This window comes from Nocardiopsis mwathae, assembly GCF_014201195.1.
GTDB lineage: Bacteria > Actinomycetota > Actinomycetes > Streptosporangiales > Streptosporangiaceae > Nocardiopsis_C > Nocardiopsis_C mwathae.
On sequence record NZ_JACHDS010000001.1, the window covers coordinates 5,417,486 to 5,438,821 of the forward strand.

The 21,336-nt window shown below is 69.4% G+C and carries 24 protein-coding genes and 1 tRNA gene; 17 read left to right on the forward strand and 8 right to left on the reverse strand.

The window, feature by feature from the left end; translation table 11 throughout:
* Window positions 1-570 precede the first annotated feature (570 nt).
* On the reverse strand, window positions 571-1,305 hold the full coding sequence (locus HNR23_RS23735) for an XRE family transcriptional regulator (protein ID WP_343070692.1): 735 nt from the start codon (window positions 1,303-1,305) through the stop codon (window positions 571-573).
* Between the two features lie 899 nt (window positions 1,306-2,204).
* Between HNR23_RS23735 and HNR23_RS23740 the strand changes: the two genes are divergently transcribed.
* On the forward strand, window positions 2,205-2,690 hold the full coding sequence (locus HNR23_RS23740; RefSeq protein WP_184078883.1) for a GntR family transcriptional regulator: 486 nt from the start codon (window positions 2,205-2,207) through the stop codon (window positions 2,688-2,690).
* 124 nt (window positions 2,691-2,814) lie between these two features.
* Window positions 2,815-3,270 carry an HD domain-containing protein gene (locus HNR23_RS23745; protein ID WP_394353835.1) on the forward strand — a complete coding sequence of 152 codons (456 nt, stop codon included), beginning with the start codon at window positions 2,815-2,817 and terminating at the stop codon, window positions 3,268-3,270.
* Here the strand turns inward: HNR23_RS23745 and HNR23_RS23750 are convergent.
* Both HNR23_RS23750 and HNR23_RS23755 read right to left on the reverse strand, forming a co-directional pair.
* Window positions 3,258-3,731, reverse strand: coding sequence for an NUDIX hydrolase (locus HNR23_RS23750; RefSeq protein WP_184078885.1), 474 nt, complete (start codon window positions 3,729-3,731; stop codon window positions 3,258-3,260). The genes HNR23_RS23745 and HNR23_RS23750 overlap by 13 nt on opposite strands.
* Window positions 3,732-3,740: 9 nt before the next feature.
* Entirely contained in the window at window positions 3,741-4,478 is a 738-nt protein-coding gene (locus tag HNR23_RS23755; RefSeq protein WP_184078887.1) for an XRE family transcriptional regulator, read from the reverse strand.
* Between the two features lie 293 nt (window positions 4,479-4,771).
* On the opposite strand from HNR23_RS23755, the gene HNR23_RS23760 reads away from it, so the two are divergent.
* The 7 genes from HNR23_RS23760 (at window position 4,772) to HNR23_RS23790 (ending at window position 10,382) form a co-directional block, all read left to right on the forward strand.
* The gene (locus HNR23_RS23760) at window positions 4,772-5,197 is read left to right on the forward strand and encodes a plasmid replication, integration and excision activator (RefSeq protein ID WP_184078889.1); all 426 of its coding nucleotides are present in this window, start codon (window positions 4,772-4,774) and stop codon (window positions 5,195-5,197) included.
* Entirely contained in the window at window positions 5,197-5,457 is a 261-nt protein-coding gene (locus tag HNR23_RS23765; RefSeq protein ID WP_184078890.1) for a hypothetical protein, read from the forward strand. Before HNR23_RS23760 ends, HNR23_RS23765 begins: the two co-directional genes overlap by 1 nt.
* A 99-nt stretch (window positions 5,458-5,556) precedes the next feature.
* Window positions 5,557-5,859 (forward strand): hypothetical protein, encoded by a 303-nt coding sequence (locus HNR23_RS23770; RefSeq protein ID WP_184078893.1) that lies wholly within the window; start codon window positions 5,557-5,559, stop codon window positions 5,857-5,859.
* Window positions 5,859-7,310 (forward strand): FtsK/SpoIIIE domain-containing protein, encoded by a 1,452-nt coding sequence (locus HNR23_RS23775; RefSeq protein ID WP_184078895.1) that lies wholly within the window; start codon window positions 5,859-5,861, stop codon window positions 7,308-7,310. The genes HNR23_RS23770 and HNR23_RS23775 overlap by 1 nt, the downstream gene beginning before the upstream one ends.
* Window positions 7,310-8,983: a replication initiator gene (locus HNR23_RS23780; protein ID WP_184078897.1), complete on the forward strand. Its 1,674-nt coding sequence runs from the start codon at window positions 7,310-7,312 to the stop codon at window positions 8,981-8,983. The genes HNR23_RS23775 and HNR23_RS23780 overlap by 1 nt, the downstream gene beginning before the upstream one ends.
* Window positions 8,983-9,207: a helix-turn-helix domain-containing protein gene (locus HNR23_RS23785; protein ID WP_184078899.1), complete on the forward strand. Its 225-nt coding sequence runs from the start codon at window positions 8,983-8,985 to the stop codon at window positions 9,205-9,207. The genes HNR23_RS23780 and HNR23_RS23785 overlap by 1 nt, the downstream gene beginning before the upstream one ends.
* Entirely contained in the window at window positions 9,207-10,382 is a 1,176-nt protein-coding gene (locus HNR23_RS23790) for a tyrosine-type recombinase/integrase (RefSeq protein ID WP_184078901.1), read from the forward strand. Before HNR23_RS23785 ends, HNR23_RS23790 begins: the two co-directional genes overlap by 1 nt.
* Window positions 10,383-10,465: 83 nt before the next feature.
* Here HNR23_RS23790 and HNR23_RS23795 read toward each other — a convergent pair.
* Window positions 10,466-10,539, reverse strand: a tRNA-Gly gene (locus tag HNR23_RS23795).
* Window positions 10,540-10,671: 132 nt separating this feature from the next.
* On the opposite strand from HNR23_RS23795, the gene dcd reads away from it, so the two are divergent.
* Window positions 10,672-11,262 (forward strand): dCTP deaminase, encoded by a 591-nt coding sequence (gene dcd, locus HNR23_RS23800; RefSeq protein ID WP_184078903.1) that lies wholly within the window; start codon window positions 10,672-10,674, stop codon window positions 11,260-11,262.
* A gap of 69 nt (window positions 11,263-11,331) precedes the next feature.
* Here the strand turns inward: dcd and HNR23_RS23805 are convergent, their stop codons facing one another.
* The 4 genes from HNR23_RS23805 to HNR23_RS23820 all read right to left on the reverse strand — a co-directional run bounded on the left by HNR23_RS23805 (window position 11,332) and on the right by HNR23_RS23820 (window position 15,910).
* On the reverse strand, window positions 11,332-11,940 hold the full coding sequence (locus HNR23_RS23805; protein ID WP_184078905.1) for a rhomboid family intramembrane serine protease: 609 nt from the start codon (window positions 11,938-11,940) through the stop codon (window positions 11,332-11,334).
* Window positions 11,941-12,119: 179 nt separating this feature from the next.
* Window positions 12,120-12,560 carry a hypothetical protein gene (locus HNR23_RS23810; protein ID WP_184078907.1) on the reverse strand — a complete coding sequence of 147 codons (441 nt, stop codon included), beginning with the start codon at window positions 12,558-12,560 and terminating at the stop codon, window positions 12,120-12,122.
* A gap of 299 nt (window positions 12,561-12,859) precedes the next feature.
* Window positions 12,860-14,569 (reverse strand): glycoside hydrolase family 10 protein, encoded by a 1,710-nt coding sequence (locus tag HNR23_RS23815; protein WP_184078909.1) that lies wholly within the window; start codon window positions 14,567-14,569, stop codon window positions 12,860-12,862.
* Between the two features lie 243 nt (window positions 14,570-14,812).
* Complete coding sequence (locus HNR23_RS23820) at window positions 14,813-15,910, reverse strand: questin oxidase family protein (RefSeq protein ID WP_184078911.1); 1,098 nt, start codon at window positions 15,908-15,910, stop codon at window positions 14,813-14,815.
* A gap of 57 nt (window positions 15,911-15,967) precedes the next feature.
* Here HNR23_RS23820 and HNR23_RS23825 point away from each other — a divergent pair, with 57 nt between their 5' ends.
* The 7 genes from HNR23_RS23825 to HNR23_RS23855 all read left to right on the forward strand — a co-directional run bounded on the left by HNR23_RS23825 (window position 15,968) and on the right by HNR23_RS23855 (window position 21,288).
* On the forward strand, window positions 15,968-16,462 hold the full coding sequence (locus HNR23_RS23825) for a MarR family transcriptional regulator (RefSeq protein ID WP_184078913.1): 495 nt from the start codon (window positions 15,968-15,970) through the stop codon (window positions 16,460-16,462).
* Window positions 16,463-16,504: 42 nt separating this feature from the next.
* On the forward strand, window positions 16,505-17,071 hold the full coding sequence (locus HNR23_RS23830) for an RNA polymerase sigma factor (protein ID WP_343070693.1): 567 nt from the start codon (window positions 16,505-16,507) through the stop codon (window positions 17,069-17,071).
* A gap of 1 nt (window position 17,072) precedes the next feature.
* Window positions 17,073-17,987 (forward strand): hypothetical protein, encoded by a 915-nt coding sequence (locus HNR23_RS23835; RefSeq protein WP_184078917.1) that lies wholly within the window; start codon window positions 17,073-17,075, stop codon window positions 17,985-17,987.
* A 28-nt stretch (window positions 17,988-18,015) separates the two neighbouring features.
* Window positions 18,016-18,864 (forward strand): ATP-binding cassette domain-containing protein, encoded by an 849-nt coding sequence (locus tag HNR23_RS23840; RefSeq protein ID WP_184078920.1) that lies wholly within the window; start codon window positions 18,016-18,018, stop codon window positions 18,862-18,864.
* A gap of 99 nt (window positions 18,865-18,963) precedes the next feature.
* Window positions 18,964-19,767 carry an ABC-2 family transporter permease gene (locus tag HNR23_RS23845; RefSeq protein WP_184078921.1) on the forward strand — a complete coding sequence of 268 codons (804 nt, stop codon included), beginning with the start codon at window positions 18,964-18,966 and terminating at the stop codon, window positions 19,765-19,767.
* A gap of 1 nt (window position 19,768) precedes the next feature.
* Window positions 19,769-20,572 (forward strand): ABC-2 family transporter permease, encoded by an 804-nt coding sequence (locus HNR23_RS23850; protein WP_184078922.1) that lies wholly within the window; start codon window positions 19,769-19,771, stop codon window positions 20,570-20,572.
* Window positions 20,572-21,288, forward strand: coding sequence for an ABC transporter ATP-binding protein (locus HNR23_RS23855; protein ID WP_184078923.1), 717 nt, complete (start codon window positions 20,572-20,574; stop codon window positions 21,286-21,288). The genes HNR23_RS23850 and HNR23_RS23855 overlap by 1 nt, the downstream gene beginning before the upstream one ends.
* Window positions 21,289-21,336: the final 48 nt, after the last annotated feature.

Here is a 21,336-nt window from a genome sequence, read left to right on the forward strand (position 1 = left end):
CGAACCCGCGTTATCAGCTTGGGAAGTCGTGGCCGCGCTTAGCGACTGACCTGCAAGGCCGTTGACCTGGTGCTGTTTCGTCCTGGGCCGCTGATTCCCCGCTATTCCCCACTCGGTACGCCAGTGACGGGCACGCAGCGGGCACGGCTCCCGGGTGGCTCACCGAACGCCATCCCCGCCCACAGCGGCGAGCAACCACGGGTTCGAACCCGCGCGGGTTCTGGCGCGATCGGTCTGTACCCCCGCACGTCCTTGTTCGCGCCAGGTTCCGTGCGGGCGCGGGGGGTCCATGGGGGCGCGAGCCCCCTGGTACCACCAGACCGCAACCAATGCCCCGTTCCTCGCTGGTGCCGCTTCGCCAATCGACTCCGCCAGCGACGGCGCGATCCCGACGGAGCGAGTGAGGTACAGGTGACGGCCACCCACGCGGATCCCGGCGGCCGGACGCGCGCTCGGGACCGGGCGGCAGCCCGCAGCCCGAGCACGCGTCCGGCATGCCGGAGCGACGGCGCGCAAGCGCCGTCGCCTTGATCCCATACAGCCCAATTCGGCAATCGCGGCATTGGCGCCTCACGCCTTGAACGGTCTCGCTTCGTACCAGATGCGTTCGAAGCTCTGGATGTACGTCTCGGCCATGTCCGGCAGCAACGTGCGGCTGATTCGGAGCACAGGGCTCCGTGACGCCGATACGCCATGAATATGGTGATTTGCGAGGAGATGCTTCTCAGTCAGGTAGATGGAATTGTAAAGAACAGACCCATGCAAGCGAACTTCCAGGCCATCGACCTCGACCAAAGGTCGATAGAGCACCAAGGCGTTTTGAACTTTTCCCCTCAGAGCATCCCCTATGCCCTCTTCCTCCCCACGCTGCTCGACCTGGGGGGAGTCAGGATCTCCTAGGAGTATTCGAACGTTCACCCCCGACTTCGCCTTGCGCTCGAAGATCCGCAAGATGCCCGTGTTATCCGCCAGGAAGAGGCCACAGTAGACAAGGATTCCGATCTCTCGATCGGCTGATTCGAAGAGATCCCGCCACACCTCTTCGGGGACTTCCCAGCGATGCGGGTAGACGTGGCAACCTTTCCCAATGCTTCGCCCTTGCGGTTGTGGGGCGGGATTTCCATCTGGCCAGAGTTCCCCCTCTGACGCCTTGAGAAGCTCTGACAGTGCCCACCGGTGGCGCGGATAGGGGCGCTGGCCGGATAGCCACCGGCGGACGGTCTTGGGATCGACTCCAAGATGTGCGGCTACGTCGGTCTCGGTGAGCTGGGACGCAGCCAGAGCCTTGCGCAGTGCGTTGTTCACGTCGGTGCCCTCCGATGCGCGGGGAACCCGACGATAACAGAAGACGTCCCTAGACGTCCCTCAAGATGTCCGGTACGTGGTACACATGTCCGCCTGCTCTCGACATCGTTTTCGCAGGTAGCAAGGACCCCCGCGAGCGCTGCCGGCGCTCCGGGGGCGTGGTCCGCACCTGATGAGAGCAGGTGGAACATGCGCAACCATATCGTTAGCCGTTGGCCTCGGGTTCCCTCGACATTTCGTGCGGCCCGGCCTCGGCCATACGTGCCGCTCCCCTTCACACCCCCGCCAGCGGCGCCGTCCCTGGCCCCACAAGCGAGACTGGTCCGGCCCTACGTTCTTCACGCTGAGCGTGAACGGCATCTGCGGCAGGTCGACCGGAGTCGGCTCGGTCTCGCCGTCCTCCTGGAGCTTGCCCGGCCTCAGGCGGTGGCAGCGTGAGCACCGACGAAAGCCCTGACCCGATGCTGCGGCTATTGCAGCGCCACTACGGTCGCCGCTGGGCGATTCGGCGCAACGCACGGTTCTGGGTAGCGACGGCTGAGGACTACTCAGCTCCGCACGCGCCGACCCTCGTCGAATCGAACGTTGAAGAGTTCGTACGCCAGCTGGAGCGTCCCCCGTCGGGGGCCGGACGACCGAATGCACCAGGGGGAGGGTCCGAACAGGACCCTGATGGGAAAGGCGTCCCTCGCGAGGGGTGAGGGACGGTCCGCGGGTTGATGGTCCTTCTTCCTTCCCCTCATCAACCACGCGGTCCAGGGTGCCCGTCCGGGGCGACCAGGGAGACAACCGCTGGGGAGCGACCTCCCAAGCCCGGGCGATGCGGGCGGGCACCCGCACACGTCTGAGATTCTTTCGAGTACGCACTACAACCACTTGAGGGCTTCGGAGGAGACGGCTTGAGCGCTCGTGTGACCCCGTGGGGGGCCTACAACCAGATCGCGGACACCCTCCGTGGCCGCATCGCCAGCGGTGCCCTCAAACCAGGTGACGCGTTGCCCTCCGAGTCCTCGTTGGTCCGGGAGTTCGGCGTGGCACGCAGTACCGTCCGCCGCGCCCTTGCCAAGCTGGAGGCGGACGCGTTGATCGAAGCGCGTCCCGGAACCGGGCGGGTGGTCTGTGGTCAGGAAAGGCGAACCGCCAAGGGAATCGACTCCCCGAAGGTTCAGTACCGGCGTATCGCCGCCGACCTCCGAGAGATGATCACCGATGGCCGGTTGGCACCAGGGGACACGATTCCCAGTGAGGCCGCGATCGGCCGACAGTACGGCGTATCGCGGGGCACCGCCCGACAAGCACTCTCTGAGCTGGAGGGATCTGGGCTGGTGCTCGTCGTCCAGGGCAAGGGCCGGTTCGTCAAGGGGTCGGATTCACCAGCCGGTTAATCTGACACATGTGGAACATGTCCCTTGGGCGCGGGAACTCGCGCGAGCCCTGCTCGAAGAACCCTTGTCTCGAAGATGGGCGCACACGCGCGGGGTGGCGCGTCAAGCTCACTCGCTGAGAGGAATCCTCGGCACGGATGCCGACCTGGTGCACGCGTCCGCCTGGCTGCATGACATCGGATACTCCCCGCGTCTCGCCGCCACAGGCTTCCATCCTCTTGACGGTGCCCGGTACCTCCGCAACGTTCACCACGCCGACGAACGGCTGTGCCGTCTCGTGGCCTATCACTCCGGCGCCCTGGTCGAAGCCGAAGAACGGGGCTTGCACTCGGAGCTGACGAGAGAGTTCGACCCGCCACCCGGCCCGCTCCTGGACGCGCTCACCTATGCGGACATGACGACCGGGCCGGACGGTGACCACCTTCCCGTTGAGCAACGGCTAGCGGAGATCCTTCACCGTTACAGCCCCGGCGACCTCGTACACCGCGCGATCACTCGCTCGTCGCCCATGCTGACGGCCTCGGCTCATTCCGTAGAACAGCGACTGGCCGAGACCCGCGCGGGTGATCACCCGATGTGAGTTCCCTCGTCGCGGAGAAAGTTGTCGATGCGCAGCCGCATGGAGCGGTCCATCTTGTAGCTCCCCAGGTCTGCCTTCGGCAACCAGTGGACTTCCTTGGACTCGTCGCTAGGCCGCGGTTCGCCTGACAGGGGGCGGGCGATGAGGGCGATCGAGAACTCTTGCCGCGCCTCGCCATCGCTCGTGTAGAGGATGACGTGCTTCGGGTCGCTGTAGAGGCCTGAGACTCCCGTGATCTCGCAGGTGATCCCGGTTTCTTCGAGCGTTTCGCGGATCGCCGCCTGCGGAATCGACTCGCCCAGGTCGATGGCACCGCCGGGGACAGCCCAGTTGTCGTTGTCCGACCTCCGGATCATCAGGACTTCGTCGCGATCGTTGACGACAAAGACGTTCACGGAGGGGACAAGGCTGTTGGCCGCCGGTGCGTCGGGGTCGTTGTAGTAGTCGATCCGCTTGCCCATGGCCTTCTCTCAGTCGAGTGGGGTTGCGTTGCTCCACACCTGCTCGAAGCTTTCGAGGTAGGTGTTCATCATGTCGCCACCGGGGATCTTCCGGAGATGGAACACCGGGGCGTTCGCTGCTGGAGCGCCGTAGACGTGCGTGTTGACCAGTAGCTGTCCGTCCGCACGGTAGAGCGAGTTGTACAGGACGGTTCCATGCAAACGGAACTCTGTCCCCTCAACGGCGCGTAGCGGCGCGTACAGCACTATCACGTTTCGGATCTTGGCGGCCATGGAGTCGCCGATGCCCTCGTCTTCACCTCGCTGCGCTACGGCGGCGCTGTCCGGGTCACCGAGTAGGACACGGACGCGGACACCCGCACGGGCCTTGTCGGCCAGCAGCTTGACGACGCCCGGGTTGTCCGCGAGAAAGAATCCGCTGTAGACCAGGATCCCTATCTCCCGCTCGGCGGATTCGAAAAGCCGCTGCCAGGTGTCTTGTGGGACCGCCCAGCGATGTGCGTGGATCTCGACGATCTCGCTCTCGGATGCCGCGGCGCTCTGTTCGTTGCTGAGCGCCTTGGGCCATAGGTAGGTCTCCTCCATGCCGAGATGGGCGCCCACCGCGTAGCGGTGCCGACGGTAGGGCGTGCGTCCAAGGGTGATCCAGCGCTCAACGCTCTTCGGGTCGACACCGATGGCTTCAGCCAGCTCAGCCGGTGTCAGACCGCGCTCAAGTAGCGCGGCTCGCAACCTCTCGTTCGACATGTGCCCCGTACTCGCAGGACGTCTACGGACGCGCTCACAGTATCGGGACGTCCTGAACACGTCCAGCCATGTAGTGATCCCGTCCTGAGGCCCCAAGGGATGGTTGTGATCGTCCACACAGCGCGAGGGACAAGACGGCCGGGGCGAGATCAGCGGAACGGATTCCTCCGGCTACTGACAACCAACTCAGATACATGTTATACATGTATCTATTCCTGCTCGGGCGGCCGGATCTCGGTCTCGGGCGGGGCTCGTAGCCAATGCAAGTGAGAACGAGACAAGGAGTGCCTGACATGGCGATTCAGGGTGCGATCCCGGTGGAATTCGGGACGGTGTTCCCGTACGGCGCCTACGCGCTGGGTGTGGAGGCGATCACCGACTTCGAGACCAAGCGTCCCCAGATGGACAAGGACACCGGGCTGCCGCTGTGGGCGGTGGACGTGATCGACGCCGACCCCGACGCACGCGGCAAGGCCAAGTCGGTCAAGGTCAAGGTGGCCGCTCAGGTGTGCCCGACCCTGCCCGATGAGGTTCAGGGACTGCCGTTCCGCCCGATCGAGTTCGAGTCCATGTCCGTCATGCCCTACGTGGACGACAACGGGCGCCGTCCCCGGGTGGCCTACTCCCTGCGCGCCCGGGGCGTGAAGACCCCTGGCGCTGGTGGTGGGCGGGCGAAGACCCCGGCCAACGCTGGTGCGACCGCCAAGGGCGGTGAGTGATGGCCTTCACGATCATGGCGGCTCGGCTTCAAGACGACTTCAGGGCTCGCTTCACGAACGACCCTGGGGACCTGCCTCGGCTGATGCTCGACGACACCGCTCTGACGTTCGCGCTGGCCCCGAAGGACGACCTCGAAGTCTCGGCTGATGAGGTCAGGCGGGCGCGCCAGCTGGCTGACGCGGCCACTGCGTTTGCCGATGAGCTGGAGCGTCTGCGTGATGAGGCCGCGTCTTCGGAAGACGAGCCGGACGCGGCGTGACCCCCTGAGATGACGGCGGGGCGGCCAGGTGCGCCAACACCTTTCGGCCGCCCCCTCAACCCTCCCGAGAGCTACCAACTTTCAGAAGAGGTCTGTTTCATGATGTCAGAACAGCCCGCGCGCGTCTCTCTGCGCGAGATCACCGACTTCCTGAACCACCTGCGTACCCACCGCCCGGCTACCCATGACCACGCCCCTTCAGCCGCTGCCTCGCGGTTGGATCTGCTGGCATGGAAGGCCTCGATCCTGGCCCGGATCGCCGCTCAGACGACCGATGTAGAGACCCGGGCGGTTGCCGCTGCTGCGCGTGCTGAGCTGGCAGCCGCGCGCGCGGAGGAGTCCGCCGCCCACGCCGAAGAGGTCGCCAACTCCTTCCGGGTCCTGGGCGGGGGTGAGCGGTGATGCTGGGCGGGAAGAACAACGGCGCCACCCAAGTGCAGCCGACCGCACCGGTCCCCGCGCACGCCATCCGGTTCACCACCCCGGTGGTGGAAACCCCGGCGGTGTTCATCCTCGGCCGGTGGCTCTGGCACCTGCTCGCCTTCGTGGCCTGCCTGCCCGTCCGGTTCCCCGTCGCGGTCACCGGCGCGGCGCTCCTCGCCGGTTCCTGGTGGGCGCTTGACTGGGTGGGTCCGGCCGTGGTGTGCACGCTGGCAACCATCACCGGGCTGGCCTGGCGCCATTGGCACCCGGCCACCTTCCGCCGGTGGGTCACGTTGCGTGCCCTGGCCCTGGTCCGCGAGATCTGGGTGTACCGGCGCCACTGGCAACCCGTCCTGGTCGTCTCCGGGCTCGCCGAGTCCTACCTAGAGCGCCAGTACCTTCCCCACATCAAACGCGTCACCTGCACCGAGTGGGCCGACCGCGTCCGCGTCAAGCTCGTGGCCGGTACCGCTCCGGCCGCCTTCGAGGAACGCACCCCCCACCTCGCCCACGGGTTCGGCGCCCCGGCCTGCCGCGTGGAAACCGCCGGACCGCTGGAAATCGTGCTGGAGTTCCCCCGACACGACATGCTGGCCGACCCCCTCGACGCGCTGCCCGCCCCCGCGACGGCCGACGGGGTGGACCTGGCCGCGCTGCCGATGGGGCTGTGTGAAGACGGCCGGGCGTGGCGGATGCGCCTGCACGGCACCCACGTCCTGGTGGCCGGTGTCACCGGGTCCGGCAAGGGGTCGGTGATCTGGTCGGCTGTCCGGGCGATGCTGCCCGCGATCCGCGCCGGACTGGTGCGGGTGTGGGCGGTGGATCCCAAGCGCATGGAGCTGTCCTACGGCCGGTCCCTGTTCCACCGCTACGCCGACGACGGCGAATCCGTGGTGGCCCTCCTCGAAGACGCCGTAGCCGAAATGCAGGAACGCGCCGAACGGTACGCGGGCAGGGTCCGCGCCCACACCCCCAGCGTCGATGACCCCTTTGACGTAGTGGTGCTCGATGAGGTCGCGTTCCTGACCGCCTACCACCCCGACCGCGACATCCGGCGCCGCGCGGAGAGCGCCATGGCCACCCTCACCTCACAGGGCCGGTCGGTCGGGTTCGCGGTGCTGGCCGCGTTGCAGGACCCACGCAAGGAGGTGATGAACCTGCGCAACCTCTTCCCCGACAAGATCGCCCTGCGACTGGACGAAGCCAGCCAGGTGGACATGGTGCTCGGGTCGGACGCCCGGGACCGGGGCGCGGATGCCCACCTGATCGACCCCGACGCCCCTGGAACCGCCTTCGTGCGTGTGGAGGGTTCCAAGGTCCCCACGCGGGTGCGGGCGGCGTATGTGTCCGATGCCGACATCGACCACATGACCGCTGGCGACGGCTCCGGCGCTCCGGGCGCTCCGGGCGCTGGGGAAGGGGGCGCGTGATGCCCACCCCCACAGGCAAGACGACCCGCGTTGAGCGCATGGCCCAACCCCTTGCGCGTGAGGTGGCCGAACAGGTGGCCGCCGACAAGGGGGTGTGCATCCGTCCGGTGGCGCTGCGGCGCACCGACCTGGAAACCGGAGCAACCGAGGTCGTCGACGTGCCGTGCGGCTCCACCCTGGAATCCCGCTGCCCGGCGTGTGCCAAGCGCAAGAGGTCGATCCGCCGTACCCAGTGTGAAGAGGGATGGCACCTCACAGAGGAGCCGGTCATCACCCCTGATGAGCCGTCCGAGGTGCAACGCGGCTGGGTCGAACGCCGCGCCATGGTGACCGCTGAGCGGGACCGGCTCGTCTCCTCGGGTGCCGCGTCGGGTGAGGACCTGGCCGCGCTGGATGCGGCCATCTGTGACCTGGATGAGGAGATCACTGCGTCGGGGCTGCGCGGGAAGGTGGCCCCCTCCTCGTCGGGCTCGGGCCGGTCACGCCGCATCCGCTCCACACGTCGGCGCCACGACGCTCCGGACCTTCCCAAGCGGCCCATGGCCCGGCGCACGGTCGGCCGGGCCTTCGAAGACCCCGCGACCGGGAAGGTGTTCCGGCCGTCGATGTTCCTCACGTTGACCCTGGATTCCTACGGGCGGGTGCGCTCGGACGGCACCCCGGTGGACCCCTCGACCTATGACTACCGGCGGGCGGCGAGGGACGCGCTGCACTTCTCCAAGCTCATCGACCGGTTCGTACAGAACCTGCGCCGGGTGGCGGGATTCGATGTGCAGTACTTCGCCGCCGTGGAACCTCAGCGGCGTCTTGCTCCGCATCTGCACATGGCCACGCGGGGCACCCTGCCGCGCGCGGAGCTGCGCCAGATTGCGGCGGCGACCTACCACCACGTGTGGTGGCCCCCGGCCGACCGGGTGGTCTATGAGGGCGAGCACCTGCCCGTCTTCGACCCCTCGACCGGCACCTACGTGGACCCCTTCACGGGGGAGGTGCTGCCCACCTGGGAACAGGCGCTGGACGCGTTGGACGCCGACCCCGGGGCGGAACCTCACCACGTGGTGAGGTTCGGGCGCCAGGTGGACGCCAAAGGCGTGATCGCCGGGACGCCGGACGCTGACCGGTGCGTCCGGTACCTGGCGAAGTACCTGACCAAGGACATCGCCGAATGCCATGACATCGAAACGACTGCCCAGGAACGCCACGTGGACCGGCTGACTGAGGCGCTGCGGTTCGAGCCCTGCTCGCCCCGGTGCTCCAACTGGCTGCGCTACGGGATCCAGCCCCAGGACGCCAAGGCGGGGATGCGGCCGGGGTTCTGCCGCTCCAAGGCACACAAGCGCGAACACCTCGGCTACGCCGGACGGCGGGTGTTGGTGTCGCGCAAGTGGTCGAACAAGACCCTAGCCGACCACAAGGCCGACCGGCTGTCCTGGGTGCTCGAACAGCTCGGCGTCACCCCCGGCGCTGAGGGTCAGAACCACAACGCCGGCCACGTGACCCCCCTGCGCGTGGCCAGCAACAACGAAGTGTGGGAGGTGGCCCGACCCACCGATCCCGACGTTCCCCCGCGAGAACAGCGCCTGTTGCGGGCTGTCGGCGAGTCCCTGAAACGCCGCGCCCAACTCGACCACGCACGACAGACGAATCTTTCGGCAATGGAAGAGGCTGCCTGATGGCGCGCAAGACGGTACCCCCGAGCGGCCGACTGCTGACCGTGGATGAGGCAGCTGAGCGGCTGAACACCTCCAAGCGCTACCCCCGGCGCCTGATCGAAGAACGTCGGATCACGTTCGTGAAGATCGGCCGTCACGTGCGCATCCCGGAATCGGCGCTGGATGACTTCATCGCGGGCGGACTCGTCGAACCGCTCCGGCTGACCACAAGGAAGGCTGCCTAGTGGCATCGAAGAAGCGACGTTTCGGCAGAATCCGCAAACTCTCCTCTGGCCGCTACCAGGCACGCTATCCCGGTCCGGACGGAGTTGATCACCCAGCGCCGTACACCTTCTCGACCAGGAAGGAAGCGGACAGGTGGCTGACGATGAAGGAAGCCGAGATCAACCGCGAGGGGTGGTGGGACCCGCACGCCGGTGAGATCGCTTTCCAGGACTACGCAGATGAGTGGATGGAACAGCGGGAGCTGACCGACAAGACCGAGCTGACCTACGAAGGGCTCCTACGTCTCCACCTCAATCCGACCTTCGGGCGGATGCTCATCAAAGACGTCAAGGAGGCGGACGTACGCAAGTGGCGTGCCTCGCGACTCAAGGTCAAGAAGAGCAAGGGGCAGGTTCCCAAGGCGTACCGGCTGTTGCGGGCGATCCTCAACACGGCTGTGGAGGACAGGTTGATCAGAGAGAACCCCTGTCGGATCAAGGGTGCGGACCGGGAGGACAGTGAAGAGCGCCCCGTCCTTTCCGTCGCGGAGGTCTTCAAACTGGCAGACGCGATCAAGCCGAGATACCGGGCGTTGGTGCTCCTGGCGACGTTCGCCAGTCTCCGGTGGGGCGAACTCGCGGGACTGCGACGCCGTGACCTCGACATGAAGAAGCGAACGGTTACCGTGCGTCAAACCCTGGTCGACGTTGGCCACCTAGTGGAGGGTCCACCGAAGTCGAGTGCGGGACGGCGGACGGTTGAGCTGCCAGACCTGATCATCGATGATCTCCGTGAGCACCTGGCCGAGTACGCGGCACCGGGCCGCGACGGCTACGTCTTCGTCGGTGTGAAGGGGAACCAGCTGCGTCGGAGCAACTTCACCGCCTACTGGTCGCGGGCTTGTGAGGACGCTGGGCTAGAGGACATCCACTTTCACGACCTCCGGCACACGGGCAACACCTATGCGGCTGAGGCGGGGGCGTCGCTGCGCGAGTTGATGGATCGTATGGGGCATTCGAGTTCTCGCGCCGCGCTGGTCTATCTCCACGCGCGGGACAACCGGGCTCGCAGTCTGGCCGATCGGCTCGGACAGCAGGCTGCTGAAGAGCTGAGGGGGGAACAAGCGAAGGAGGCCCCTGAGACCGACGGCGACGAGCCGCCGGACCGAGCTTCCACCGCAGCATCGGGCACGTAGCGGGCACGCGGGCGCGTCACTGCCCTGCAAACGATGAAGGCCAGGTCCCCGATTTCCTCGGGCTGACCTGGCCTTCTGTGTTCTGGAGCGGATGACGGGAATCGAACCCGCGTTATCAGCTTGGGAAGCTGAAGTTCTACCATTGAACTACATCCGCGCTGTGGAGCCGGTTTCCCGACTCGCAACGAAGGTTATCGTACCCGAAGCGGCGGGGTGGTGGGTAACGCCCGAGGTGGGTTGCGGGTGATCGGATCCACGGCATGGGGTCGGACCGGGTAGGTTCGTCAGCGTGCTGCTCTCCGATCGTGATATCAGGTCCGAAGTCGAGTCCGGGCGGGTCAAGATCGATCCGTATGACCCCGGGCTGATCCAGCCGTCGAGCATCGATGTCCGGCTCGACCGGTACTTCCGTGTGTTCGAGAACCACAAGTACCCGCACATCGACCCCGCCATCGAGCAGCCGGACCTCACCCGGGTCGTCGCCGCCGAGGGGGACGAGGCGTTCATCCTGCACCCCGGCGAGTTCGTGCTGGCCTCGACCTACGAGGTCATCACCCTGCCCGACGACATCGCCAGTCGGCTCGAAGGCAAGAGCTCGCTCGGGCGGCTCGGGCTGCTCACCCACTCCACCGCCGGCTTCATCGACCCCGGGTTCTCCGGGCATGTGACGCTGGAGCTGTCCAACGTGGCGACCCTGCCCATCAAGCTCTACCCGGGTATGAAGATCGGTCAGCTGTGCATGTTCCGGCTGACCTCGCCCGCCGAGCAGCCCTACGGGTCGCCGGCCTACGGGTCGCGCTACCAGGGGCAGCGGGGGCCGACACCGTCGCGGTCGTTCATGAACTTCATGCGGACCCCGATCGTCTCGGATGACCGCTGACCGCTGACCGCTGACCGCTGACCGCTGACCGCTGACCGCTGACCGCTGATCCCCGGGCGCCGGACGGCGTCAGCTGTAGTAGCCGGGGCTGCCGTACCCGGGGCCGGGGGTGATCGGGCGGGGGCGGTCGGTCTTGGGCAGCACGTAGGCGGCGATCAGGCCGCCGATGAAGCCGAAGAGGTGGGCCTGCCACGAGATGCCCACCTGCTGGGGCAGCACACCCCAGATCAGCGTCCCGTAGAAGATGATCACGCTGATCATGATGACGATGTCGATGGTCCTGCGCTCGATGATCCCGCGCAGCACGGTGTAGCCGAAGTACCCGAAGACCAGGCCGCTGGCGCCCACGGTGAGGGTGCCCGGCGTGGAGAACAGCCACACCCCGACCCCGCTGATGACCATCACGATCACCGTCGTCCACATGAACCGGCTCAGGCCGCTCAGCGCCACGAGCGAGCCCAGCACGAGGAACGGCACGGTGTTGCTCATCAGGTGCTGGAAGTCGGCGTGCATGAACGGGGCCGTCAGCACCGTCCAGGGGGCGTCCGTCTGCCACGCGCGCAGGCCGAAGGTGTGGTCCAGCACCCCGCCGAGCAGGAAGTCGAAGACCTCGATGATCCACATCGCGGCGGCGAACGCCGCGACGGTCAGGATGGCGGTAATCCGAGACTGCGTCACGCTTCCGACTTTATGTGAACGCCTGTCGCCCGCACATAAGCATGCGGCAACGCCCATCGGTGACCCCGCCGACCTGCCGGTTGTCCCCGAAGCCGCTGACCAGGACCCCCGTTCGGAGGGTGAGCCGACCCACACCCCCCGTGAATGTGATGCGAATCACATCGCAGTGCTCCGGGGGCTCAGCCCTTGCCGCCGTTCCCCGCGGTCAGCGACCGGTCGCGCGGCGGGATGCCCACGGTGAGCATGAACGCCTCGATCTTGGCCGGGGACGTCATACCCGTGAGCGGGAGGTAGGGGCGGCTCGCGCGGCGGCCCTCGACCGACGGGAAGACGCGGGGGCGGCCGCTGAGATCGCACAGCCCCAGCGAGCGGGTGCGGCCCGGCAGTACGTAGTACGACCCGATCTCGGAGAACGGGATCCGAACGATGTAGCGACCCCGGCGGTAGCGGAACTCCCCGTCCTCGACCTCGATCACCGGCACGTCCATCCGGTGGCCGTGCCAGGCCAGAGCACTGCCGACCGAGACGAGCAGCACACCCAGGACGAGGTTGGCCCAGTAGGTCGGAGAGAACGTGATGGTGGCGATGCCGAGCAGGATGAGTGCGCCTCCACCCCACATTTCCCCATGCTTGCGTCCCACGGGACAGGTCAAGCGAACCGTTTCGGACACGGACAAGCCTCTTTCGCAGTGCGTCACGGGGATGTGGCTACCACCGATCGAACTTTAGCGGGTCGAGGGCCCGAGAGAACCCCGAATCAGAAACGAACATGGCAAGGTTTCGGAAACCACGGCGGATTCCGGATCCCCGTCCAGGGAGGCGATCCGGTTTCGGGCGGTGGTGATAGTGGGCGGGCTGCGCCCGGAACCTGGGCCCGGGCGTGGCGCGCGGCGGGGCGCCCGGCACCCCGCCCGCGGCCTCACCTGATCGAGCGCCCCCGGCTCGGTTCGCTCTCGTGGTGCATCCGGTCCAGCGCCGTCGCGTAGTAGGTGTGCGGGCCCCCCGCGACCTCCGTGTCGACGAACGTGGCCGGCTCGCCGTCGGACCGCACCGTCCCCGCGAGGTGGCGCGCGTCCTCGATGTCGCACGTCGGCGGTGCGGTGGAGTCGGCCGCCCCGGGGAGCCGGTACACCGCGAAGTACGTGGTGTCGCTGCGGTGCCGCGGCCGCACCGCCACCTCGGCCCCCCGCTCGGTGCGGCGGGCGTCGGTGATCAGCGGAGCGGGCGGGGCCGCGCCGCCGAGCCCTTCGGTCACGGGGACCAGTGCCGGGCGCTGGTAGTGGTCCTCGACCACGATCCGCATCGCCTCGGCCGCGGTGGTCCGCAACCGGATCGCGCTGAAGTACACGTCCCCGTCGACCTGCGGGTAGTCGCGGTTGAAGGCGAGGTGGCGGCTGAGTTCGCGCATGTCCTGCCACGCCCCGGGGTTGCCCACCTTGTAGGCGGCCTGCCCGATGTAGAGGTGGGTGCGGGTCCTGCCGGCCACGCCCGCCCACCACGGCACCAGCTTCGCGTAGTCGGCGACCTTCAGGCCGATCTCCCAGTACACCTGCGGGTTGATGTAGTCCAGCCAGCCCTCCAGCACCCACTTCCGGGAGTCGGCGAAGATGCCGTCGAAGGATTCGAACCCGCTGGTATCGGACCCCTCCGGGTGGCTGGACCGGTTCCGCCAGATCCCGAACGGGCTGATCCCGAACCGTACGTGCGGCTTGGCCGCCTTGATCCGCTCGCCCATCTCCCGGACCAGCAGGTCGATGTTGTGCCGCCGCCAGTCCTCGATGCGCTCGAACCGGCCGCCGTAGCGGGCGTAGGTGGCCTGGTCGGGCACCCGCTGCCCGCTGACCGGATAGGGGTAGAAGTAGTCGTCGAAGTGCACCCCGTCCATGTCGTAGTGCTGGACGGCGTGGAGCATGGCGTCCTGCACGAAGGCGCGGACCCGCGGGATGCCCGGGTCGTAGTAGAAGCGCCCGCCGTACTCGAAGACCCAGTCGGGGTGCCGCCGCGCCGGATGGCTCGCCACCAGGCGCCTGATGTCGTTGTGCATGGAGACGCGGTACGGGTTGAACCAGCCGTGGAACTCCAGGTTGCGCTTGTGCGCCTCGGTGATGGCGAAGTCCAGCGGGTCGTACCCGGGGTCGACGCCCTGTGTTCCGGTCAGCCACTCCGACCAGGGCTCGAACGGGGAGTGCCAGAAGGCGTCCGCTGTCGGCCGGATCTGCACGAACACCGCGTTCAGGCGGTGGCTGACCGCTTCGTCGTAGAGCCGGGTCAGCTCGGCTTTCTGAGTGGCGACGTCGAGCCCGCGGGCGCTGGGCCAGTCGATGTTGACGACGGAGGCGATCCACGCCGCGCGCATCTGGCGCTTCGGCGGTGTGCCGGAGCCGGGCGCGGGACAGGGCTCCTCGTAGCCGCTGGCGTCGTCGCGCGGCGCGGTGCCGGACACCGCGGCGCCGCGTGCGGGCGGTGCGGCGGCGAGCAGGGGCGCGGAGACGAGCGCTCCCAGCGCGCCACCGGCCGTGCGCAGGGTGGAACGACGCGAAACGCGTGTCGGGGGATGCGGGACGTGGGGGGTTGGTCGCGGAGTGTGCTGCTGATCGGGCGAGTCTCCCGGTTCCCGGTGATCGGCCATCGACGTGGGTCCCTTCCGAACTCGTGCGTTCTGGGAAGTCGGACAGAGCGATGTGATGCGCATCTCATTCTAAAAGGGCGCATTCGAGATCCCGTGGTGGAATCGCGGGACAATTTCGACGCGTGGGTAACTGCGGTGTTGGGGCGTGTGTGGCGTGTAATCGGGCGTGTCGGCCCCACCACGTTCCGCGGCGCTGGGGTGCGGTCCCCGCCCCGCCATCGGGCGCGGGCGCGGCCGGACGCTTCAGTCGGACGGCACCGCCGCCACCCCCTGGGCCGGGATGCGCTGCTGGGCGGCGTGCAGCGCCGCCGGGTAGCGGGCGTCCGGCCGCAGCGCGTACTCGCGGGCGCACGCTTCGGTGAACTTGATGACGTGTTCGTCGACGTGCTCGGCGCCGCGCGCGATCAGCTCGCTGAGCGCGGGGACGTCCTCCTCCCGGGCCAGGGCGGCCGCCCGGTCCTCGTCGCGCCTGTCGGTGGTGAAGGCCAGCAGTAGGGCCACGTGGACCTGCCACAGCGCCGCCAGCGTCGGTGAGTGCAGTTCGGTCGGCAGGTGCGGCAGGACGAGCCGGATCGCCGCGGGCGCGGTGACGCCGTGGATCAGCGGGACCGGGAAGACCTCGGGGTGGGCGAGGTAGACCCCGGCGAACTCCGCCGTCATCTCGCTGATGAGCCACTGCGGGTCGGCGGGGGAGACGGCGTCGAGCGCTCCGTGGTAGCCGGGGTGCTCGCCGATGCGGCTCAGCCGCTCCGGCGGCGGCATGGGGCTGCCGTCGGGGGACCGGCGGGGCAGCGCGGCGATGGCGGAGCCGAGGGAGGAGGCGCCGTGCAGGCGGGCCTCTCCGGGCAGGGGGTGGAACCGCGCGGCCCAGTAGGCCAGCGCCCGCGCGAACTCGGTCAGCTGCGTGTCGCTGGGAGTGGGCGTGGCGGCGAGGCTGCGCACGGCGTGGGCGGTGCGGATCGGGCCGTGGGTGAGGCCGCTGAGCATGCCCGGGATGAGGCGCGGCCACCAGCGGGTGAGGACGTCGCGCCACGGTGCGTCGGCCAGTTCCCGGCGGAAGGCGTACTCCCATTCCCCGACCCGGCCGAATTCGCCCAACGCCGGGCGCCAGGAGGATGCGTCGGCGAGGTCGATACCGAAGCGCGGTGTGGGCGGCTCGTGGTGTTCCATGGCGCCCCGGTAGCGGGTCACCCATGTCGCCACCTGGTCGCCGTGGCCCAGCGCGGCCAGCGCCTCGGCCGCCATCGGCCCGTGGTTGGAGAAATCGCCGGCTCCGCGCTCGTAGCCCAGGTCGTCCAGGCGCAGCAGCGCGTCGTTGACCGCGTCCTCGTAGCGGATCACAGGATCACCCTTCGGATATACGAACAGTTTGGAAATCCGAAGATATAAACTCCGGGTGTGACCGACAAGACCTCGAAGGCGGAGACGCGGGCACCGACCCCGGAGGAGGCCCGGGAGATCCTCGGCTTCATCCCGCTGCTCGCCGGGTACTTCCACCCGGCCCGAGCCATGGCCGACATGCCCGCCGAACTGCGCACCCTCTTCGAGGACCACCGGCTCACCCCGCGCCACGGGGCCGTGCTCACCCAGTTGGTGGCCGAGGACGCGCTCACCGTCACCGCGATCGCCCGGCGGCTCGACGTGTCGCTGGCGACGGCCAGCGAGGTGGTCGGCGACCTCGTCCGGACCGGCTGGCTGAGCCGCCAGGAGGACCCGGACAACCGCCGCCGCGCCCTGATCAGCGTCCCCGAGGGGCGCCGCCCCCTGGTCGAGTCACTGGTCGCCGCCCGCGCCGCCCCGATCCTGCGCGCCCTGGAAGGCCTCTCGCCCTGCGACCGCCAGGGTTTCCAGGCCGGCCTCCGCGCCTGGGCGCGCGAGGTCCGCGACATCTGACACCGGATGAACCCCGCGGTGTCCGGGTGCTACGTACCCGGTGTGGAGACTGACACCGACGCGGATACCGACCGCGGACTGCTCGCCGCCGCGGCCGCGGGGGACCAGTCCGCCCTCCGCGGCCTGTATGAGCGGCACTCCGCGGCCATGCTGCGCCTGCTGCGCCGACTGACCTCCGACCGCGCAACGGCGGAGGAGCTGCTGCAGGAGAGCTGGCTGGCGGTATGGCGCTCGGCCCGGACCTTCCGCGGCGAGTCGTCGGTGCGCGGGTGGCTGCTCGGGGTCGCCCGCCGCCAGGCGCACAACCGGCTGCGGCGCATCGAGCCGGTACAAGTCGCCCTGGACGCCGAGGACGTGTGCCACCCGGTGGACCGCGGCGCCGATGTCGAGGCCAAGGTGCTCGCAGCCGCCGGGCACCGGGAGATCCTGGCGGCGATCGCGGCCCTGCCCCGGCGCCACCGCGAGGTGGTGGTGCTGGCACTGGTCGAGGAGCTGCCGTACGCCGACATCGCCGAGGTCCTCGGTATCCCCGTGGGCACGGTGAAGAGCCGGATGACCAAGGCGCGTGCGCTGCTGTGCGCCGCGCTGTGTGAGGGACGGGGGAACTGAGATGCCCCATCTGACCGACGACGACGTCCTGCGGCTCGCGCGCTCGCCCGGGGGCACCAGGGATGCGCTACAGGGCCTGCGCGCCCACCTGCAGGCGTGTGCCTCGTGTTCGGCCCGGGTCGCGGGCACCGAGCGGCTCGCCTCCGTCCTCAAGGGCGCCGAGGCCGAGGTGCGGCCGCCGTCCTTCGACGAGCTCGTGGCGCCCGCCCTCGCCGCGCAGCAGGCTCCCGACGCCGGAGGTGGTGCCCGTGCCCTGTCCGCCGCGGGAGCTGCGCGCTTGGTCGCGGCCCTGCTGCTGCGCCAGGCCCGCCAGGTGCCCATCGCCTTGTGGCCGCTCACCGGCCTCGGCCTGGCCGCCCTGCTCGCCTTCGTGTGGCGGGTGCCCGACCCGGTGTTCGGCGCACTGGCCTTCGGGCTCGGCGTGACGCTGCTGACCGTGGGGGCGGCCCTGGTGGTCTGTTCCCCGCGCCGGTCGCCGGGCGCCGAGATGATGCACGCGATGCGTGTCGGCCCGGCGGTGGTGTGGCTGGTCCGGCTGGCGTTCGTGACGGGCGCGGTGCTGGCCGCCTCCGCCGGGGCGTCGGTGGCCGCGGCGGTGCTCTCGGGCGCGCCGCAGGACGCGGCCGCGCTGATCGCCTCCTGGCTGGGGCCCGCGCTGCTGGGCACCGCGCTGACCGCCTTCGGCACGGTGTGGCGCGCCCCCGCGGTCGGCGCCGCCATGGGCCTCGGGTCGTGGCTGATGAGCGTCGCCATCGCCCTGAACGGCGGATGGATCGGCGCCCTGCCGGGACCGGTGTCCGCTACGATCGGCCCGCTATGGACGACTACTCCGCCGAATCTGGTGTTGACGGCGGTGATTCTGGCCGCGGCGGTGTGGCTGGTCTCCCGCCCCGACCGGTCACTGGCCGCAGACTGAACCACCGCGGTGGGGCTGGGGCGTGGCTGTGCGTCTGGTAGTCGAGGGCCTCGCACACACCTACCGGCGGCATCGGGTCCTCGACCGGGTCGACGTCGAGTTCGGACCGGGGATCCTGGGGCTGCTGGGCCCGAACGGCGCGGGCAAGACCACGCTGCTGCGGTTGCTCTCGGGGGTCCTCACCCCGCGTGTCGGCCGTATCCGGGTCGGCGGCCACGACCTGCGGACACGGTCGGGCCGCCGCGCGCTGCGGCGGGAGCTCGGGTACCTGCCCCAGGCGGCCGAGCTCCCGGCGGACATGTCGCCCCGCGCCTTCCTTGACTACGCCGGGCTGCTCAAGGCCGTCGCGGACCCGGCCGAGCGCCGCCGCCAGGCCGACGACCTCATCGGCCGCCTGGGGTTGGACCACGACGCCGACCGGGCGATGGGGGCGCTGTCGGCGGGGACCCGGCGCCGTGTCGGGGTGGCCCAGGCGCTCATGGGCGACCCGCGCCTGGTCCTGCTGGACGAGCCGACGGAGGGCCTGGACCCTGAGGAGCGCATCCGCCTGCGCGTCCTGCTCAACGGCATCGGTGCGGGGCGCACGGTGGTGGTCTCGACGCATCTCCTCGACGATGTGCAGGCGGTGTGCTCCCAGGTCGCGGTGCTCGACCGGGGACGGACGGTCTACACCGGGCCCGCCGGGGATCTCACCGAGATCGCCGCCGACCGCGTCTTCGAACTGCCTTCCGACGCCGCCGAGGCGGGTGACCCCTGCGGCGGGGTCGCGCGGCGCGTGATCGCCGAGAACGCGCCGCCTGGAGCACGCCCGGTCCCGCCCACCATGGAAGAGGGGTACGCGGCCCTCATGCGCGACCTCCGCGCGGGCGGACGGTGACCAGGACGGGCCCGCACGCCCTCATGCGCCTCTGAACCGACCTCCCTCGGTTCGCTACGTACTTCCACGCAATCGAAACGCGTCGGAAGGAAGTCGGCGATGACCACCTCGGAGCTGACCGGGAGAACCCGCGCCACCGCACGGGACGATCCGCCCCTCGCCCTCCTGAGCACACTGGCCTTCACCCGGCTCCGCCACGGCCTGCCCCTGTGGGCCGCGCTCCTCCCACCCCTGGTGATGGGCGCGCTCCTGGCGCTCACCGTGTTCACCGCCCCCACCGACACCCGCGACCTGGTCTGGGACCACTGGCTGGCCCTCACCCTGTATCTGTGGGCGGTCGTGGCACCGATGTCCGCGGGGCTGTACGCCATCGGCGCCCACCAGGCCGACGAGGACGCCAAGCGGGTGATGTACGCCTACGCGTTCCCCCGCCACCGCCACCTCATCGCGGCGCTCGCCACCGTCACCGCCCTCTGGGCCGCCTCCGCGCTGCTCCTCACCTCGCTGATCACCGCCGCGGCCCTGGTGCACGGAACCCCCGCCGACGCCCTGACAGCGCTGCCCGGGACGCTGGTGCCGGTCCTGGCGACCCTGCCCACGCTGGTCCTGTGCCTGCTGGCCGCCGAAGCGTGGGGCATGGCCGGCCCGGCATGCGTCGGCGTGGCCGGGATGCTCTTCGGCGCTCTGACCGGCGACAAGCCCTACTGGTGGGCCATCCCGCCCGCGTGGCCGACACGGTCGGTCATCCCGATCGCGGAAACACGCGGCATCGGCGACTACTTCGCCCCCGACCACCCCCTGCTGGACCCCGCCGCTCTACCCGCCATCCTGGGCGCCGCCGCCGTCCTCACCACCGTGCTCGTGGCCGTCGGCGCCTGGTACATCGACCGAAAGGAGGTCTGAGATGACCCTCACCGGCTCCGACCGCACCTCACCGCGGGAGATCCGTGATGATCCCGCACTGGGCACCGTCGTCGCAGTGGAGCTCACCAAGCTCCGCCGCGGGTTCCCGCTCTGGCTCTCCACCGCACTGCCGCTCATCCTGATCCTGCCCCTCGGGCTGATCGCCGCCGTCTCCCCCGAAGGGCGCGCCGGCGACGTGTGGGGGATCTGGTTCAGCGTCACGCTGATGTTCTGGGGCCTGTCCATGCCGATGGGGGCCGCACTGTACGCGGCCATGTCGGTGCGCGCCGACATGGCGTCCCGGCGGCTCGTCTACGCCTACGCCTTCCCCCGCCACCGGCTGCTGATCGGCAGGTTCCTGGCCCTGCTCGTGCTCGGCCTGGGCAGCGCCCTCCTGCTCACCGTGCTGCTGGCGGCGGTAGGGGTGATGCTCGCCGGTCCGCAGGCCGCCGCACCGGTCCCGGCGGGGGTGCTGGTGCCCTGGCTGGGCGGTGCCGCGACCCTGGCGCTGTGCCTGGTCATCGCCGAGCGGTGGGGCACCGCGCCCGCGGTCGGCATCGGAGTGCTCGGCACCCTGCTGGGCGCGACCGTCGCCGACACCGCAGCCTGGTGGTTCATCCCCATGGTGTGGCCGATGCGCGCCGTGGTGCCGCTCGCCGGTGTCGAAGCCAGCGGGGTTCCGCTGCAGCCCGGCGACCCCCTCCTCTCGCTCGCCCCCCTGCCCATCGTCGCTGTCCTGTCCCTGGCCCTGTCCGCCGCGCTGCTCGCCGCCGGGGCCCGCCACGTCGACCGCAAGGAGCTCTAATGCCCCCGGCACTGCGCGTCAGCGCGCTCACCAAGACCTACGGTTCCCACACCGCGCTCCAGGGGGTGGACCTGGAGGTCACCGAGGGCGAGGTCTACGGGCTGCTCGGCCCCAACGGCGCCGGCAAGACCACCCTGATGAAGGCGGTGGCCGGGCTGCTGCGCCCGGACTCGGGAACGCTGGAGATCGCTGGCCGCCCCTTCACCCGAGACTCACTGCGCGGTATCGGTGCGCTGATCGACGGACCGGGCCTGTGGCCGCGGATGAACGCGCGCCAGCACCTGCGGGCGCACGCGCTGCTCCGCGGCGTGGACCCCGACCACGCCGTCGAGCACCTGTTGCCACTTGTGGGCCTGGACCAGGTGGCCGACCGCCGCGCCTCCGCCTACTCGCTGGGCATGCGCTGGCGGTTGGGCATCGCCATCGCCATGATCGGCTCGCCCCGGCTGCTCGTGCTCGACGAGCCCACCAACGGCCTGGACCCCATCGGCATGCGCGACATGCGCGCCCTGCTCCGCAAGGTCGCCGAGACGGGGGCGACGGTGTTCGTCTCCAGCCACCAGCTCGACCAGATCGCCCGCACCTGCGACCGGGTGGGCGTGATCGTCCACGGCCGCACCCGCTACGAGGGCCCGCTGTCCGGCCTGGCCGAGGACGGCGACCTGGAGGAGGGCTTCTTCTCCCTGGTGGAGCGGACCTCCAGCGGCGTCCGCTGAGGCGGCACGGCCCTGGGGGTGCGCCGCGGCGCACCCCCAGGGCCGTCA

Excerpts from the sequence above, each read along its gene's own strand:
- HNR23_RS23855 (WP_184078923.1), top strand. The coding sequence starts at position 20,572 with ATGCCCCCGGCACTGCGCGTCAGCGCGCTCACCAAGACCTACGGTTCC.
- HNR23_RS23810 (WP_184078907.1), bottom strand. The coding sequence starts at position 12,560 with ATGTGGGGTGGAGGCGCACTCATCCTGCTCGGCATCGCCACCATCACG.
- HNR23_RS23845 (WP_184078921.1), top strand. The coding sequence starts at position 18,964 with ATGACCACCTCGGAGCTGACCGGGAGAACCCGCGCCACCGCACGGGAC.
- HNR23_RS23815 (WP_184078909.1), bottom strand. The coding sequence starts at position 14,569 with ATGGCCGATCACCGGGAACCGGGAGACTCGCCCGATCAGCAGCACACT.
- HNR23_RS23750 (WP_184078885.1), bottom strand. The coding sequence starts at position 3,731 with ATGGGCAAGCGGATCGACTACTACAACGACCCCGACGCACCGGCGGCC.
- HNR23_RS23785 (WP_184078899.1), top strand. The coding sequence starts at position 8,983 with ATGGCGCGCAAGACGGTACCCCCGAGCGGCCGACTGCTGACCGTGGAT.
- HNR23_RS23760 (WP_184078889.1), top strand. The coding sequence starts at position 4,772 with ATGGCGATTCAGGGTGCGATCCCGGTGGAATTCGGGACGGTGTTCCCG.
- HNR23_RS23765 (WP_184078890.1), top strand. The coding sequence starts at position 5,197 with ATGGCCTTCACGATCATGGCGGCTCGGCTTCAAGACGACTTCAGGGCT.
- HNR23_RS23835 (WP_184078917.1), top strand. The coding sequence starts at position 17,073 with ATGCCCCATCTGACCGACGACGACGTCCTGCGGCTCGCGCGCTCGCCC.
- HNR23_RS23775 (WP_184078895.1), top strand. The coding sequence starts at position 5,859 with ATGCTGGGCGGGAAGAACAACGGCGCCACCCAAGTGCAGCCGACCGCA.
- HNR23_RS23755 (WP_184078887.1), bottom strand. The coding sequence starts at position 4,478 with ATGTCGAACGAGAGGTTGCGAGCCGCGCTACTTGAGCGCGGTCTGACA.
- HNR23_RS23770 (WP_184078893.1), top strand. The coding sequence starts at position 5,557 with ATGATGTCAGAACAGCCCGCGCGCGTCTCTCTGCGCGAGATCACCGAC.
- HNR23_RS23780 (WP_184078897.1), top strand. The coding sequence starts at position 7,310 with ATGCCCACCCCCACAGGCAAGACGACCCGCGTTGAGCGCATGGCCCAA.
- HNR23_RS23850 (WP_184078922.1), top strand. The coding sequence starts at position 19,769 with ATGACCCTCACCGGCTCCGACCGCACCTCACCGCGGGAGATCCGTGAT.